General features: G+C 31.1%; 19 protein-coding genes. 11 read left to right on the forward strand and 8 right to left on the reverse strand.

Going from position 1 to position 15,400, the window contains the following annotated elements; genetic code table 11:
• Nucleotides 1-186 (reverse strand): helix-turn-helix domain-containing protein, encoded by a 186-nt coding sequence (locus tag AC0IXC_RS27625; RefSeq protein ID WP_012260099.1) that lies wholly within the window; start codon nucleotides 184-186, stop codon nucleotides 1-3.
• A 106-nt stretch (nucleotides 187-292) separates the two neighbouring features.
• Between AC0IXC_RS27625 and AC0IXC_RS27630 the strand changes: the two genes are divergently transcribed.
• The 4 genes from AC0IXC_RS27630 (at nucleotide 293) to AC0IXC_RS27645 (ending at nucleotide 2,563) form a co-directional block, all read left to right on the forward strand.
• Nucleotides 293-718, forward strand: coding sequence for a helix-turn-helix domain-containing protein (locus AC0IXC_RS27630; RefSeq protein ID WP_088037661.1), 426 nt, complete (start codon nucleotides 293-295; stop codon nucleotides 716-718).
• Between the two features lie 15 nt (nucleotides 719-733).
• Nucleotides 734-1,156 carry an ImmA/IrrE family metallo-endopeptidase gene (locus tag AC0IXC_RS27635; protein WP_088037660.1) on the forward strand — a complete coding sequence of 141 codons (423 nt, stop codon included), beginning with the start codon at nucleotides 734-736 and terminating at the stop codon, nucleotides 1,154-1,156.
• Nucleotides 1,157-1,508: 352 nt separating this feature from the next.
• Nucleotides 1,509-2,198, forward strand: a complete 690-nt coding sequence (locus AC0IXC_RS27640; RefSeq protein ID WP_098920719.1) for a DUF4352 domain-containing protein — start codon at nucleotides 1,509-1,511, stop codon at nucleotides 2,196-2,198.
• A gap of 20 nt (nucleotides 2,199-2,218) precedes the next feature.
• Complete coding sequence (locus AC0IXC_RS27645) at nucleotides 2,219-2,563, forward strand: DUF4064 domain-containing protein (RefSeq protein ID WP_429685957.1); 345 nt, start codon at nucleotides 2,219-2,221, stop codon at nucleotides 2,561-2,563.
• Between the two features lie 471 nt (nucleotides 2,564-3,034).
• Here the strand turns inward: AC0IXC_RS27645 and AC0IXC_RS27650 are convergent, their stop codons facing one another.
• From AC0IXC_RS27650 to AC0IXC_RS27660, 3 genes are all read right to left on the reverse strand, one after another.
• Nucleotides 3,035-3,652, reverse strand: coding sequence for a putative bacteriocin export ABC transporter (locus AC0IXC_RS27650; protein ID WP_088037657.1), 618 nt, complete (start codon nucleotides 3,650-3,652; stop codon nucleotides 3,035-3,037).
• A gap of 2 nt (nucleotides 3,653-3,654) precedes the next feature.
• The gene (locus AC0IXC_RS27655) at nucleotides 3,655-5,820 is read right to left on the reverse strand and encodes a DUF1430 domain-containing protein (protein WP_471653633.1); all 2,166 of its coding nucleotides are present in this window, start codon (nucleotides 5,818-5,820) and stop codon (nucleotides 3,655-3,657) included.
• Nucleotides 5,821-5,907: 87 nt separating this feature from the next.
• Complete coding sequence (locus tag AC0IXC_RS27660) at nucleotides 5,908-6,312, reverse strand: lactococcin 972 family bacteriocin (RefSeq protein WP_471653634.1); 405 nt, start codon at nucleotides 6,310-6,312, stop codon at nucleotides 5,908-5,910.
• Nucleotides 6,313-7,094: 782 nt separating this feature from the next.
• Between AC0IXC_RS27660 and AC0IXC_RS27665 the strand changes: the two genes are divergently transcribed.
• The 4 genes from AC0IXC_RS27665 (at nucleotide 7,095) to AC0IXC_RS27680 (ending at nucleotide 9,444) form a co-directional block, all read left to right on the forward strand.
• Complete coding sequence (locus AC0IXC_RS27665) at nucleotides 7,095-7,616, forward strand: excalibur calcium-binding domain-containing protein (RefSeq protein WP_088037654.1); 522 nt, start codon at nucleotides 7,095-7,097, stop codon at nucleotides 7,614-7,616.
• Nucleotides 7,617-7,664: 48 nt separating this feature from the next.
• Nucleotides 7,665-8,375: a class D sortase gene (locus AC0IXC_RS27670; RefSeq protein ID WP_420093464.1), complete on the forward strand. Its 711-nt coding sequence runs from the start codon at nucleotides 7,665-7,667 to the stop codon at nucleotides 8,373-8,375.
• A 122-nt stretch (nucleotides 8,376-8,497) separates the two neighbouring features.
• Nucleotides 8,498-9,079, forward strand: coding sequence for a DUF4352 domain-containing protein (locus AC0IXC_RS27675; RefSeq protein ID WP_471653635.1), 582 nt, complete (start codon nucleotides 8,498-8,500; stop codon nucleotides 9,077-9,079).
• A gap of 20 nt (nucleotides 9,080-9,099) precedes the next feature.
• Nucleotides 9,100-9,444, forward strand: a complete 345-nt coding sequence (locus AC0IXC_RS27680; RefSeq protein ID WP_328054345.1) for a DUF4064 domain-containing protein — start codon at nucleotides 9,100-9,102, stop codon at nucleotides 9,442-9,444.
• A 200-nt stretch (nucleotides 9,445-9,644) separates the two neighbouring features.
• Here the strand turns inward: AC0IXC_RS27680 and AC0IXC_RS27685 are convergent, their stop codons facing one another.
• From AC0IXC_RS27685 to AC0IXC_RS27700, 4 genes are all read right to left on the reverse strand, one after another.
• Nucleotides 9,645-9,989 carry a hypothetical protein gene (locus AC0IXC_RS27685; RefSeq protein WP_471653636.1) on the reverse strand — a complete coding sequence of 115 codons (345 nt, stop codon included), beginning with the start codon at nucleotides 9,987-9,989 and terminating at the stop codon, nucleotides 9,645-9,647.
• A 73-nt stretch (nucleotides 9,990-10,062) separates the two neighbouring features.
• On the reverse strand, nucleotides 10,063-10,263 hold the full coding sequence (locus AC0IXC_RS27690; protein ID WP_471653637.1) for a hypothetical protein: 201 nt from the start codon (nucleotides 10,261-10,263) through the stop codon (nucleotides 10,063-10,065).
• A 70-nt stretch (nucleotides 10,264-10,333) separates the two neighbouring features.
• A complete protein-coding gene (locus AC0IXC_RS27695) occupies nucleotides 10,334-10,522 on the reverse strand; it encodes a hypothetical protein (RefSeq protein ID WP_471653638.1) in 189 nt (62 codons plus the stop codon).
• Between the two features lie 707 nt (nucleotides 10,523-11,229).
• A complete protein-coding gene (locus AC0IXC_RS27700; protein WP_002167259.1) occupies nucleotides 11,230-11,655 on the reverse strand; it encodes a DUF4879 domain-containing protein in 426 nt (141 codons plus the stop codon).
• 814 nt (nucleotides 11,656-12,469) lie between these two features.
• Here AC0IXC_RS27700 and AC0IXC_RS27705 point away from each other — a divergent pair.
• The 3 genes from AC0IXC_RS27705 (at nucleotide 12,470) to AC0IXC_RS27715 (ending at nucleotide 15,205) form a co-directional block, all read left to right on the forward strand.
• Entirely contained in the window at nucleotides 12,470-12,988 is a 519-nt protein-coding gene (locus AC0IXC_RS27705; RefSeq protein ID WP_078178403.1) for a DUF4352 domain-containing protein, read from the forward strand.
• Between the two features lie 262 nt (nucleotides 12,989-13,250).
• Nucleotides 13,251-13,694, forward strand: a complete 444-nt coding sequence (locus tag AC0IXC_RS27710) for a DUF5065 family protein (RefSeq protein WP_088037714.1) — start codon at nucleotides 13,251-13,253, stop codon at nucleotides 13,692-13,694.
• 800 nt (nucleotides 13,695-14,494) lie between these two features.
• The gene (locus AC0IXC_RS27715; protein WP_471653639.1) at nucleotides 14,495-15,205 is read left to right on the forward strand and encodes a DUF6843 domain-containing protein; all 711 of its coding nucleotides are present in this window, start codon (nucleotides 14,495-14,497) and stop codon (nucleotides 15,203-15,205) included.
• Nucleotides 15,206-15,400: the final 195 nt, after the last annotated feature.

Below are 15,400 nucleotides of genomic sequence, written 5' to 3' on the forward strand. Positions count from 1 at the left end.
TTAAGAAACCTCCTTCATATCTAAGATTTTTATGATATTTTCCCTAATCTTCTTTCCGTTCCGTTTATCTCGGAGAATATCCGATAAATACGGTCCTGATATTCCAAGTAAATTAGCTAATTCTTTTTGCTGCATGTTGTTAGCAAATAGCTTTGCTCGCACTTTCATACCAAATTCATTTGCCATTATTTCCACCTCACTTTAGAAAATTAGCTAATTATTAAGCTTTCCGTTGACCTAAAATATCCAATATGATATTTAATTCCTGTTCATTTGCGTAAGGATGGTTGATATGACTATTGTTGATAGAATAAAAAAGTTATGTAACGAACACAAAATAACTATCGCTGAATTAGAAAGAAGAATTCAACTATCTAATGGTCAGATTAGAAAATGGGATAATCAAACACCAGGAGTGGATAAAATCCAAAAAGTAGCTGACTATTTCAACGTTTCTATAGATTCTCTGTTAGGAAGATCTGAAAAGAAATACTGGGAACTTAACGAAAAAGATGAAAAAGATATACAAAAGAAATTAGAAGAAATAATAGAGGACATGAGTAAAGCTGATGCACTTTCATTCTCTAAAGGTTCTGAACCAATGTCCGAAGAAACAAGACAACTCCTTATATTATCTTTGGAAAATTCACTTAGACTAGGAAAGGAAATGGCGAAAAAGAAATTCACACCTAAAAGATATCGTAACGAAGAAGAATGATCGGAGTGGGTCTACTTGATTAGAAAAAAGCAAATAAACAAAACAATAGGCGAACTAATAAAACATCATGCAACAAGAGATCCATTTCTGATAGCAAAAGAAAAAGGTATTGTTATTATTCAAGAAGAGTTGGGGAATATATTCGGTTATTACAACAAAGTATGCCGAATCCCCTTCATTCATATTAACTGTAACTTGTCTTATTCAGAACAATTATTCACTTGCGGTCACGAATTAGGCCATGCTATCTTTCATAAAAATGAAAATACCCCAAAACTATCACTGGAAACGCTTTGCTCCGAGGTAACTATAGAAGCAGAAGCGAATTACTTTGCTACTAAACTAGCTATAGATGGTAGTCACGATGAATATATTCAAACGAAATACGAGCTATTACAGTATTACGGACTACCTTATGAAATGGAAAGGTTTCTATAACCAAATTTTTTTACCCTTAAATCGAACGTATATTCTCAAAAAGGAATGACATCATAAATATCAATTTAAATGAATATATGAAAATAAAACAAAACAATACTGCAAATGCAATTCAAATGACTAAAATCCCTGTTTTTGATCGTATTTTTGTTGAAAATAACAAATTAGTTGGAGAGATCAAAAGAGGCAAGGAAAAGGTAGTTATTGAAGAATTTTAAAAAACAACTCATTAAAATATCTTTTTATTTGTATATTCGACAAAATGCGACAAACTAGTTGTAACTGTTTCTGTTATGATAATTTCGGAAATCTTACATATTGACCAAAAACTATAAAAAAAGGCGGATCGAATATGGAAACACTAGCAGTACTGATTTTTCTAGCTTCAATTGTTCTGTTTGTATTATTTATTATTGCTATTTTCAAAAAAAAACCTAAGGCCAAGCTAATTATTAGTTCTATTGTATGCCTTGTGTTAGCAATGATCTTAATACCATCAGAAGATAAAGAAGAAAAACCTAAGGCTAAAGAAACAACTCAACAAGCTTCTACAGAGGCGAAAGAAGAGCCTAAAAAAGAAGAAGTGAAAAAAGAACAGCCTAAAAAGAAAGAAGAACCTACGAAAGAGGAACCTAAAAAGGAACTTTCTAAAGAAGGGGAGTCTTCTAAAGTTAAAATCGCTGTAGGTTCTGTTGAATCAATAGATTCTGTTGGTGGCGAATATTTAAAAGAAAAAGCTCAAGGTGTGTTTAAGGTAGTTGAAATTTCTATTACAAACAATCAAAAGGATGCTATTACTGTTGATGCGAATAGTTTCAAATTAATGGACAACCAAGACCGCGAATTTACATATTCTACACAAGCTCAGACAGCTTATGATATTGGAAATGGTGGTAAATCTGATTTCTTCTTAAAACAACTTAACCCTGGTTTATCTCAAACAGGTAAAATCATATTTGACGTTCCTGCTGACGCACAAGGTTTAGTATTAAAAGCTCGTGGCGGTATGACGGGTAAAGAAATTAAATTAAAAGTAGAATAAATTTTAAAGGAGAAATTAGAATGAAAAGAACAACTGAATTTGTATTAGGACTTATTGGTGGTATTTTTGGTATTATTAGCGCTTTTATCGCTTTAATGATCGGCGGTATGGGAGCTGCGTTTGAAGCTGAAGGTGCGGATAGCATCATTGGTTTAGGATGGGGAGCTGTTGCTCTATCTATCTTAGGAATTGTCGGTTGCGTAGTAGTTAAAAAGAATGCTAAAGTTGGCGGTATCATGATGACAGTTGCTTCTATTGGCGGATTCATCTGTATCTCTATTATTTACTTATTACCAGGAGTATTGTTATTAATCGGCGGATTAATGGGCATCTTCCGTAAGGGTAAAGCTGCTGTATCTGCATAATGTACTTATATTATTAAAATTAAAGTGGTTCAAGTCGGAGGAAGGCACCTTAGGGTGTCTTTTTTTATTATAAAAAAACCAAGTATTTATATACCTGAGATCTTACCAACTAAAGTTAGAACGTTTTGGAATTCCTTAAATTAAGAACAGAGTGGGATTAATTATAGACCAATTACTAGCGCTGTTTTCTAAATACCTTACTTTTTTACGAACAGATTCCAACTGATTTAATAATTCATCACTATTAAATCGTTATAAGCTTCTTTTATACAATATTTCATACACAATATCAGCTTCTCGATTTTTTGCACCAGGACCCATTTTAATGCCTTTAATAAGGATACGTATAGTAACGAAGAGACGATTCTATAAATACATAAGAATCGTCCTTTCGTTTTGGAAATGATGCATTAATATCAGTCTCATACTATTTTAATAGTATGGGTAAAAATAGTTTCTTTTTAACCTGCGCTAAATTGTTATAATTTTTTTTGCTCTAGAGGCCAATTCCATATCATGTGTAACAAATATTATCGTTTTTCCATCTTCATTAAGTTCTTTTAATATATTAAACACTAAATCTCGATTATTGTTATCTAAATTACCAGTTGGCTCATCAGCTAAAATGTAATCACATTTTTTAATGAGTATTCTTGCTAAAGCGATTCTTTGTTGTTCTCCACCACTAAGCTCAAAAATTTTTTTCTTCTCATAATTAAGCAAATTCACTTTTTGTAAAGCTTCTTTTATTATTTTTCTTTTATCAATATTTTTTTGATATTCTAGGGCTATTAATAAATTTTTCTCTACCGTTTCGTTTTCCATTAAAGCGTAATTTTGAAATAGATACGCTAATTTTTCACGTTGCAATAGTAAGGTTTGCTTTTTGTTTGGATTCACTTGTTCTTCTATAATTATATCTCCAGAGTCGCTTTGTTCTAATAAGCCAATAATATTTAATAACGTCGTTTTTCCTTTTCCACTTTCCCCAACGATTGCGATGAAATCTGTATCTTCAATCTTCAATGAGAAGTCTTTTAATACAACTTTATTACCAAATTTCTTATTTATATTCACTAATTCAATCATTACTAATGTTCTCCTTTTATGATAGCATTGAATGTTTGATTGCTTAATTTCTTATCAAAGAAATAGCTTATTAAAATTTCTAAGATTAGAATCAAAATACCTATAGAAATCACATAAGTATCAATAACATATATAGATACAGATATAATAGGTATAATATTTACTAATAACAATAAAGTAATCATAATTTTATTGCGCTTTATAGCGCTAAATCCAAATAACTGTTTAATATACAAATTGAACTTATTTTTTTCATAGTAACTAGAAATAGTGTTATAAGTTATTAGAAAATTCGAGACGATTAATATAATCATTGCGATCAATAACTTTTCTTTTTCTGTTTTTAGGTTTTGAATTTCAAACGCTAAACGATCATATACTGAGGTGATATTTTTGATAGTTGATTGAGCCTCATTTTTAGTAATAGTAGCCCTTATACTATCGTATGGTTGCTCACTATCAGTTTTAAAATAAAATTCAGATGCAACATATGACAAATAAAAGGATTGATTGAAGATACCTGTATCAATAATTGCAATAGGATCTCTAATGAGATTTCTATCTTCCGCTTTTATAGTTGAATCATAAGTAAAATAATCTTGATTATTTTTTACATATATAATATTTATATTTAACTCTTGTTCTTTAGTATTATTTTTCTCTCTTCCTAGTTCCTCATTATAAATGTTATCAACTTCAACTTTTTGGAAATAAAAATGTTTTCTATAATTCTTATATATTTCCTCCTCATATTCCTTTAATTTTTCAGGTACTAATATATTCATAGTATTCGAATCATGAACAATTTGCTCTTTGATTGTTTTTTCAACTGATTTAATAGGATTATAAGATAAATAGTTTGAATTTATAGTAACACTATTTCCGGAAGGTTCTAACTTCGGATCCCCATTTTCATTATTTAAATCATAGATATACTTTCCATCTATTTTGTCATAATTTGACGTGCTAATTAGAAAGCCACCATGTTGTTTTTCCATATCCAAGTAAAGGTCTTTCATTTTTTTGCTAATTTTTTCTTCCGCGCCTAAATCGTCGCCCTTAGCGAAAGTAACTTGAGTTTTATAAATATGTTTAGTTTTTGACCAATTAGATAAATTATCTACCTTTTGATTGAGTTCATTCGATAGGATGTTCCAATGATACGTGGACAATAACATTACGACTATAAATAGAAATTTCAAAGTGAAATTTAATGTGCTAACTAATATATATGGCTTGTTACCTTTTATTTTTGAAACATTTATATTTTTAGTAAAGGCTACTATCGTAATTATTGTGATAGGTATAATTAAAATAAAACTCAATGTAATTGCTATAATCCAAAAAATACATGATAATTCAAAATAAAAATCCGTACTATCTGTAAATATACAATACATAATAAATAATACATAAATCATAAGACTTGATAGCATCATGATTTTCCCTAAATTAAAGATAAAAAAGCTAACTATTTTTTTTCTTGTATAGCCCAATGTTTGCATGATAGCTATATCTTTCAATCTACGAATGATATAGTGGATAATCGCAACAAAGATGCATAATACAATCAAAAATATACAAAACATCTGAAACACATTGCTCTCAAGTAAATCTATAAAGTCAGCTTTATTTTCGCCGAAAATTTCTGTTTTAGCTACATTTTCATTTAGTTCTTTTAACATGGCATTTATTTTTTCTTTATCTTGAGTCGAGATATAGTACATACCACTTCCATCAAAATTTTCATCTGCACTTAAAGGTTGGATAGTTATTTTAGTTTTCGAATCTATTCTTTTTATAATACCAATTTGATCTGTGCTCTCAATTTCAGAAGTACTTATAAATTTGTTTGAATTTACTTCTGGAAACCTCCCTGATTTTAACTTGATATGGTTATTTAAACTAGTATCGATTGTAAAAATATGTAAATCATTTTCTCCCGGGTATATGTATTTTGAAATATTCACATTATATTTCTTTGATAAACTTTGTAAAAATTCAATGTAATTCTTAGTGTAACTTTTCTCTTCTTCAAAATTTAAAGTAATACTAGTTGTATTTTTATAGAATAACTGTTGTGTTTTATATTCTTTAAAAATATTTAAAGATAAAAATGCAGTTAATGCCAGCGTTGCTGCCATTAAAATAAAAATGATTTTTTTCATGCAAACACCTCTTAGAAAAATCTAATATCACTAATTATCTATATTTAAAAACAAGAGAAGTTTTTAAACTTCTCTTGTTTTTGAATATTATTTATTATCGTAATTCGCTTTATTTGTACCACTAGATGTCCATGTAGCTTTTGCTTTGCTAAATACATCTTTCTTCTGCCATTTGCCATCATTGTAGACGCCTTTTCCATTTGTAACTGTTGCTCTACCTTGTTTTGTATAATGTTTATATTCGGAAACCACGTTTCCATCTCTTTTTCCTCTAATCCAATACCCACCGTCTGCTTTACCAGACGTTACACCTGCGTATAACTGAGGTTTATTGCCAGAATTGTTTTCATCTGCTATAAATCCTTCAGTTATTTTACTATCCGCTGTCACAATTTCGGACTTTCCAACTGTTTTTTCTGCGGCAAATACATTCATTGAAGCTGGAACTACTAAAACACCTGCAGCAATTGCACCGATAATAGCTTTTTTCATACTAATTCCCCATTTCTATCAATTTATATTTTGTTAAGATTTTACATTAAAGGAAAATCTTACAATATTAATTTAGCATATCCTTATTTTTTTGTAAATAAAAAGTAAATTTTCAGTTTATAATAATTGTTTTTAATTCATTTTTCATATATTCATCTTTATTATTTTTGCGGAATCAAAAAGGGGTGTTTTAAAATTTAAATGTTAGTTGAAATAATAACGCCTTTCAAATAAGTTAAGAGGTTTTATTATTATTTTATGAGAGATCAACAGCGAAAAAATCAGTGAAATGGACGTTTCTAGTAACAAATATTACTGCGGAAAATTTAATAATTATTGGTAATTTTGGGATATACTTATATGTTAACATAATATAGGATTGTATTGTTATTAAAAATTTAAATATTCAAAAGTAAAAAAAGATCAATTCTTTAATAGAGTTGATTTTTTTAGTGGAAGTAGTTTTTAATTGGACAGATTACCCTATGAAAAGAAAAAAGTTCTGGTGCAAAAATAAAATACAATAACTTAACATGGCACAATAATATTTGGGTCAGAATCCAATACATATTATTAAATTTAAAGTGGTTCAAGTCGGAGGAAGGCACCTTTGGGTGTCTTTTTTATTTACCCTCGACATAATATGACAATATACGAATTAACAGTTTGCTATTATTATCTAGAAATCTTACATTTATCTACAAATTATTATTGTATTTTAAATTTTTTAAATGTAAAATATTTCAATGTAAATACATACCATTAAGGGGATGGAGAAATTTATGAAAAAACTATTAGTCTCAGCAACAGCGGTCACACTATTAACAGTAGGATACAGTTCTGCTGCCTTTGCAGCCAAAAGTCCTAATGACACAAAAAACTGTGGACATTTTAAAAATCAACAAGAGGCTCAAGCATTCTGGGCTCAAAATGGATATGGTGTTGGAAATGATCCACATCGTTTAGACAATGATAAAGATGGTATTCCATGTGAAGATTATAAGTATCCAACGAGCACAAATACTACAACAGACAATAAAGAGTCTATTAAGCCTCAAGAACAAACTAAGCAGGAAAATACGAAGCAAGAGCCTGTAAAACAAGAAAATACACAACAAAACAACCAATCAACAAACAATAAACAAGAGCAAACTAAACAAACAGCTGTAAAGACTGAAACAAAAAAACAAGGTGAAAAATTACCTAATACAGCATCAAACGGGATTACAATGATGCTTGCAAGTGCTGCTTTAGTATTAGCAGGTTCAATTCTTGTATTCCGTCGTAAAAAAACGAATGCCTAAACTAATACCTAAAAACGGCAGGAATATTCCTGTCGTTTTTAATGTGGAGTGATAAGTTTGAAAAAACTTGATTGGTTGGGAGTTTTATTAATTACTATAGGCTCTTTTGCTTTTGTTTATTACTTTATAGATTGGTATGACGCAAGAAAAACTGTTGAAGCTTTGACAAGTACTGAAATTCAACAATATAAAAATATAAACTCTGCCACTAATGATAAAAAAGATGTCAACGATGAATCAAACAAAGAACAATCCCAACACATTCTATCAAATCAAGAACCTAATCTTACAAACACTAGTGAACCATTACCAGAATCGCAAAAACAGATTCCTGCTTCTCAAGTTCAGCATCAAACGGGAGAACAAATCGCCTATATGGTTATACCGAAAATTAAACAGAAATATCAAGTTTACTGGGGTGCTGATTCCAAAACTTTAAAAAAAGGGGTAGGAATGTTTATTAGTGATATTACAACCACTCCTTCTGGAAATGGACATACTGTTTTAAGCGGACATCGTGATACGGTATTTACTAAATTGGGAGATTTACAAGAAAATGATTATATTTTAGTTGAGTATGATAAAAGAGTATACTTTTATCAAATTCAAAAACACTGGATTACAGATGCAAATGATCGTACTGTAATTGTCGCAAAAGATAAACCAACATTAACATTAACTACATGTTATCCATTTAACTATATTGGGGATGCACCGGAACGATACATCATTGAAGCATCCTTAGTTGCTATTAATTGAAAGTGAGGGCTTCGGCTCTCTTTTTTTATTTTCATTCGACAAAATACGACAAAATAGTTGTAACCGTTTCTGTTATGATAGTTTCGGAAATCTTACATATCAGACAGATGGAGGGAACAAAAGTGAAGAAACCTTTCTACAAAAAATGGTGGTTCTGGCTTATCGTTGTTATCGTAGTAATTGGGGCTGCGGGTAATAGTGATAAAGGTAAAGAAGAAGCTAAAACAACTTCTACTGAACCAAAACAAGAGGCTAAACAAGAAACGAAGAAAGATGAGCCTAAAAAAGAAGAGCCTAAAAAGGAACTTTCTAAAGAAGGTGAGTCTTCTAAAGTTAAAATCGCTGTAGGATCTGTTGAATCAGTAGATTCTGTTGGTGGCGAATATTTAAAAGAAAAAGCACAAGGCGTGTTTAAAATAGTTGAAATTACTATTACAAACAATCAAAAAGATGCTATCACTGTTGATGCTAACAGCTTCAAATTAGTTGATAATAAAGATCGCGAGTTTACGTACTCTATACAAGCTCAAACTGCTTTCGATGTAGGTAACGGTAGCAGCTCTGATTTCTTCTTAAAACAACTTAATCCTGGTTTATCTCAAACAGGCAAAGTCATCTTTGATGTTCCTGCTGACGCACAAGGCTTAGTTTTAAAAGCTCGCGGCGGTATGACGGGGAAAGAAATTAAATTAAAAGTAGAATAAATTTTAAAGGAGAAATTAGAATGAAAAGAACAACTGAATTTGTATTAGGACTTATTGGTGGTATTTTTGGTATTATTAGTGCTTTTATCGCTTTAATGATCGGCGGTATGGGAGCTGCGTTTGAAGCAGAAGGCGCTGACAGCATCATTGGTTTAGGATGGGGAGCAGTTGCTCTATCAATCTTAGGAATCGTTGGCTGCGTAGTAGTTAAAAAGAATGCTAAAGTTGGCGGTATCATGATGACAGTTGCTGCTATTGGCGGGTTCATCTGTATCTCTATCGTTTACTTATTACCAGGAGTATTATTATTAATCGGTGGATTAATGGGCATCTTCCGTAAAGATAAAGCTGCTGTATCCGCGTAAAATAGGCACTCGAAAGAGTGCTTTTTTTATTTCTCAATAATCGAAATTACTTAACGTGGTAAAATATTATTCGGATGGGAGTCCAATACATATTATTAAAATTAAAGTGGTTCAAGTCGGAGGAAGGCACCTTAGGGTGTCTTTTCTTTTGTACAAAAAAATCTCACCATCCTATGGAAATGGCGAGGCCTTTATATATACTACTTATTATCCGATTCATCAGTTTTATTATAGACACATTTGGCTTCTCCAAAAAGACCACCAGTATCCCATTCGCCACCATAATGAGCACATCCTAAAGGATCGCCGTCATCTCGCATACTTGGATTTTTAGGCGGTTCATAGTCATAATTTACAATATTACCAACAATAAATACCCCTCCGATTACAAATACCACAGCAGCAATTAAGAGTATTTTCCCATTAGGACCAGTAACAATGTCGTTTACAACTTCTTTTGCTTCTTGCTGAGTTTCACCTTTTGAGAATAATGAAAAAATAATAGATATAATAAATATGAAAAATAGCACAATTATAAATATCATTACCTATGTCCCCCCACTATATGTGTACTATTAATTTCCTTATACGTTATATAGGCAAAAATAACTGAAAGGTTTACTCTGATAAAATCCAAATGACTACAAATATTCCTGTAACTGCCGCACCTCCAAAAAATCCTACCAATATTTTTCCATGAGTACCATTAACAATTTCTTTTAATTCTGCTTTTGCTTTTTTCTTGTCTTCTCCTGTTGAAAAGAGAGAACTCATAAAATATACGACTACTAAAAATAGTGACGCGATTACCTCTATCATGACTTATGTACCTCCCTAATATATGTGAACCATTAATTTCCTTATATGTTTTAAGCTAAGATATCTGAAATCATACTGATAATAAATATATCCCCCCGATTAAAAGTGCCGCAGCAACGATTAATATTATTACTCCATCCGGACTATTAAGAATTTCTTTTATATGTTTTTTTGCTATTTGCTTAGTTTCTCCACTTGAAAAGAGATAAACAATGGAATGGAGAATTAGTAAGAAAAATGCCGTAATTAACTCTATCATGGCTTATGTACCTCCTAATATATGTACCTTTAATTAAACAATAATTACCTTAAATATTATATCAGCTAAGAGACATAAAAATATAACAAGTTATTTGTATAAATTACTTTATTAATCGATACAACATTACGATAGGATAGTTCAAGTCGGAGGAAGGCACCTTAGGGTGTCTTTTCTTTATTTCTCAATTTAATAATTCTAAGAATATGCTATTATTTTAATACAAATTCCCTTTTGTGCACTGAGATAGTATTGCCCCAAAAAAAGCCCACCTATTTCCGTAGGTGGGCTTTATCTTTATTACACAATACCAAAGTATACTCTCTTTTTCTCGTAAACTTAATGCAATTATTCATATTCGATAAAATTACACCAAATAAATATTACATGTAGTAAAATATAACTTGTGGACACGTTCTATAAAGCAGATTTTCCGATTAGAAGGCGTAACACATCTCAACCATATAGATGTGGCGTTGCTTTAATCTAGCCAAACAAACGATCTCGATTCTCTTGTATTTGTACACTAACAATCTGGTAAAAATAAATGATTCTGTTTTATAGGACGTGTTTACTTAATGTCCAATACATATTATTAAAATTAAAGTGGTTCAAGTCGGAGGAAGGCACCTTAGGGTGTCTTTTTTTCATGAAAAAATCCCTACACAAGGTACAGGGATTCTCATGCTACGAATATATAAAACTGATTATTTAATATATAACGAAGTGCGCCACGTATCTCTTGGATAATTTATTGAAGTCTTTTGATATTCAAAAGTCCCTTCTTGATGATTTGATGCATCCCATTTATATTCCCAACCTACAATAGGATTACCACCAATTATTTGTGAACCAATACTTTTCACATCAAATCCATTCATTTTGGCAAAAGGAAACTGGCCATATCCTATTTCTTTTGTGTAAACATATAAGTAACTTCCCCCATGATCTTTAGTTGTACTAAAACTATTAGGAGTAATGTATTCAACTCCACCCAATTGTGATTCCACTTTTACTACACTTAAAGAAGTTAGAGGTGCTGCTGGTCCTGCTGATGCCTCCGATGCCATTCCTAACCCAACTACCGCTGCCACCGCTAATGATGATATCCCTAATGTAACTTTTTTAAACATATAAACATCCCCTTGTTTTATAATAAGTACAAATTTGATATTAGCAGAAATTTATAAGAATATTCCTTATTTTGAAAACGTTAACAAATTCTACTTTTTTCGATATGCAATTTAACATATCGATTGACATACAGAATAACCCATCCACTACTTTCGATATAAAAACTATTTTCAAATTTAATACTATTAACTCACTAAATTCTCATAAAAAGACTGGTTGTCTATACAATAATTTGGTAAAATACAGGTATCTTTTAAGAAGGAAAAGCTAATATAGATCGACTAAATAATGTAAAGAAAATGTTTTATTGCATAAAAAAAGGCTCCATTGCTGGAGCGCTCAAAAAATAATATAAGTAAATGAATTAAAAAAAATAACAGACAATTAAACTATATAGATAAAACATAAATAAATCTATATATATGCAATATTACATATGGAGAACCCTATTTATTGATGCTATAATAATCTTACTCGATGATTGTTATATTTTTTTATGTTTTTTAAGCAATACAATACCTTCTTAACACCAATTGTACAAGCAAAAGAAGACATCTTAATCGATGTCTTCTTTTCCTATATGATAACAACACAATAAAATTAAGATGGTTCAAGTTGGAGTAAGGCACCTTAAGGTGTCTTTTTTTATGAATAAGAGATACGTGGGAAAAATAAGTCATAGGAAAGAAATACAGTCTGAAACTTCTAAACTATCTTTTTATTTCCTTTCGACATAATATGACAATATAAAGATATTTAATTTGTTATTATTAACGTGGCAATCTTACATTTTACATAATTGGAGGAACAAACGTGGGAAAAATATTTAAGTTTGGATGCCTAGGCATTATAGCTTTATTTGTAATCGGAATAATTGCTATGGTTGCTGGTGGCGGAGATTCAACTGAAAAAACTTCAACAGACACTAAAGCGGTATCAAAAGAAGGTGTATCTTCTGATGTAAAAATCGCTGTAGGATCTATGGAAACAGTAGATTCTGTGGGTAATGAATACTCAAAAGAACAAGCACAAGGTGTCTTTAAGATTTTAGAAGTTACACTTACTAATAATCAAAAAGACGCTATCACTGTTGATACTAACAGCTTTAAATTGGTAGATAACAAAGGTCGTGAATTCACATCTTCAGTACAGGGTCAAACATCTTTTGACTTAGCTAACGGTGGAAAAACTGACTTCTTCTTAAAACAATTAAATCCTGGTCTAACACAGACAGGTAAAATTGTATTTGATATACCAAAAGATGCTGAAGGACTTTTCTTAAAAGCTAGTGGCGGTATGACAGGTAAAGAAATTAAATTAAAAGTAGAATAGTTGAAGGCACTCGAAAGAGTGCTTTTATTTTTTCTCAATGACCAATATTAATTAACGTGGTAAAATAATATATGGATTGGCGTCCAATACATATTATTAAAATTAAAGTGGTTCAAGTTGGAGGAAGGCACCTTTGGGTGTCTTTTTTGTCTTTATGGATTTTTTTAGAAAATATTTGAAATATAATACAATCAATTATATTATTATGTGTGTATGACTTCTAATTTTGAATAATTCCGAAAATTAATAGGGGGAAACAATAATGAAATTAGGAAAATTAGCATTAATTGGGGCGTTAACATTTAGCGGGTTTACTGCAATAGAAATGAGTAATCCTACCTCACAAGTCGCTGCAGCTTACTCAGATCCATTTAATGATGATTGGGGATTTAAAACCATTGTGGATCTGGAAAGTTCCGTGGAAAGTACATATCAACCTGATTGGAAGATTGGGAATTTAATAACTGGTGATACATTTTACTTAACACAGCACTTTGGTAGAGAACATTTTGGCGCGAAAATGAAAATTTTTAAAGTCCACACAGATGGTACCCTAGAACGATTCCAAACAATAGAACCAGAATTTCTTCCTGGAACAGAAATTTGGCAAACCCCTATCACAGATAACTATACAAGTGGTACTTATGTAGCTGCAATTAAATATCGTGGTGAATTCACGTATTCAAATCAATTTACAATCAATTAAGGATGTAATTAATTAGAAACAGGCACTCAAAAGAGGGCTTTTATTATTTCTCAATAACTGAAATTATTTAACGTGGTAAAATAATAATTGGATTGGCATCCGATACCATATTACGTTGGTTCAAATCGCAAGAAGGCACCTTTGGGTGTCTTTTTTATTATTTCATTTTGTAAATTAATAAAAAAAAGACTAGCAACACATACTAGTCTTCTAAATGGGGTACCGCCAACATTTCGGAAAAAAAACCAGGCTAAGAGTATGCAAGATTTTATACAGTTTTTTTGGCTAGTCTAATAATAAACAAGAATCCGAAAACGGCGCCAGGATAGGAATGTATAAAAAAATGCATAGATCCATAGAAAAAGAAATAGGCGGACCCCTACTCTTACAAGGAATTCGCCTTTTTCTTGCTACTGATAATGAGACGTTATGTTAACCTTGAATGTATATCCTATACATTCAAAAATCCTAACAAATCGATTCTTCCAAATGGTACAATTAGGAAAAGAGAAGTGAACAGGTTATAAGCCAAGAAAAACAGGTTGGTCTTATATCATCGGTTTAACATGGCTAGCAAGCATTGCATTACTTTGGGCAAACCTTGCTAAGTTGATTCCAAATCAGGTTACTTCCCTAAGTATCTATATCGTTATGACTTTGATTGCACTGGGAGCCAATCTGAAGGACTTTATCGGCTTAAAAAGAAAAAAATATTGAGAGCAGATCATGTCTCCCTCAAAATGGGAAAGGGTTTGCTGTGCAACAAGAATTTTATTGAATTAAGTGTAGGAGGAATTCGAATGGATGGAGTACAAAAAAATAAAAATAAAAACCTGTTGGTATTGATTTATCTTAGTTTAGGATTAAATCTCATCACAGCTCCAATAGCAATGTTTATAGGCGGGATGACAACAGACCCTCCAGGCAGTACTGAACTTGATTTTTTAAAAGGATTTCTCTTCATTCAAGCAATACCACTTTTCTTATTGTTTATATTTTTGGCATGGTACTTTATCCGTAAGAATAAATATACTTATGCTGGAATAGCCTTTTTTGTGTCTGTTATCATACTAGGTACCCCTATTTTTTGGATATATGATATGTATAATTCTTTCGCTAAGAAGGTCTTTTTAATACCTGATGGTTACAAAGGATGTATGGGTGTCCTTTATAACATCAAGGATGCACCACCCCTAAAAATTGAAGATAAGAAAATTATATATCAAGTAAATAAAGATGGACTATTGAAAACATCATCGAATGAAAGGATTGGTAGGGAAAGTGACCTTGATTCTGGATGGAATAATGTAAAATACTATTATGTAGACAAAAGCGGAAACCAAGTTAAGAGGTTAGAAAAAGGCAAAGATATTCACAATACAACAGTATCATCGCAAGCTGGATTGACATATTCGCAATTCTTTATAGGAACAAAGAAAGAAGCAGAAAAACATCCACAATTCTCAATGTGTTTTAACGAAAAACAACAACTACAAATTGATCATAAGTAAGTCGTTTATTCATATGGATGATTAAGAGGAAGCATCTGCGGTAGCCCCAAGTCGAGTATAATCCTTTATTAATGTGTTTTATACATCCAATCATATTTAATGGAATTGTTTTAAAAAATGGAACTTCCGCTAACGATAATTATGTAAACACAAAAGTCCTCCAGTTAAACAATCCGGAGGACTTTTAATAGTTTT

It is taken from the genome of Bacillus sp. AC266 (assembly GCF_979253805.1).

Coding starts and splice junctions, on each gene's coding strand:
- AC0IXC_RS27685 (WP_471653636.1), bottom strand. CDS start 9,989: ATGATATTTATAATTGTGCTATTTTTCATATTTATTATATCTATTATT.
- AC0IXC_RS27645 (WP_429685957.1), top strand. CDS start 2,219: ATGAAAAGAACAACTGAATTTGTATTAGGACTTATTGGTGGTATTTTT.
- AC0IXC_RS27700 (WP_002167259.1), bottom strand. CDS start 11,655: ATGTTTAAAAAAGTTACATTAGGGATATCATCATTAGCGGTGGCAGCG.
- AC0IXC_RS27680 (WP_328054345.1), top strand. CDS start 9,100: ATGAAAAGAACAACTGAATTTGTATTAGGACTTATTGGTGGTATTTTT.
- AC0IXC_RS27695 (WP_471653638.1), bottom strand. CDS start 10,522: ATGATAGAGTTAATTACGGCATTTTTCTTACTAATTCTCCATTCCATT.
- AC0IXC_RS27625 (WP_012260099.1), bottom strand. CDS start 186: ATGGCAAATGAATTTGGTATGAAAGTGCGAGCAAAGCTATTTGCTAAC.
- AC0IXC_RS27630 (WP_088037661.1), top strand. CDS start 293: ATGACTATTGTTGATAGAATAAAAAAGTTATGTAACGAACACAAAATA.
- AC0IXC_RS27665 (WP_088037654.1), top strand. CDS start 7,095: ATGAAAAAACTATTAGTCTCAGCAACAGCGGTCACACTATTAACAGTA.
- AC0IXC_RS27710 (WP_088037714.1), top strand. CDS start 13,251: ATGAAATTAGGAAAATTAGCATTAATTGGGGCGTTAACATTTAGCGGG.
- AC0IXC_RS27655 (WP_471653633.1), bottom strand. CDS start 5,820: ATGAAAAAAATCATTTTTATTTTAATGGCAGCAACGCTGGCATTAACT.
- AC0IXC_RS27650 (WP_088037657.1), bottom strand. CDS start 3,652: ATGATTGAATTAGTGAATATAAATAAGAAATTTGGTAATAAAGTTGTA.
- AC0IXC_RS27660 (WP_471653634.1), bottom strand. CDS start 6,312: ATGAAAAAAGCTATTATCGGTGCAATTGCTGCAGGTGTTTTAGTAGTT.
- AC0IXC_RS27690 (WP_471653637.1), bottom strand. CDS start 10,263: ATGATAGAGGTAATCGCGTCACTATTTTTAGTAGTCGTATATTTTATG.
- AC0IXC_RS27715 (WP_471653639.1), top strand. CDS start 14,495: ATGGATGGAGTACAAAAAAATAAAAATAAAAACCTGTTGGTATTGATT.
- AC0IXC_RS27640 (WP_098920719.1), top strand. CDS start 1,509: ATGGAAACACTAGCAGTACTGATTTTTCTAGCTTCAATTGTTCTGTTT.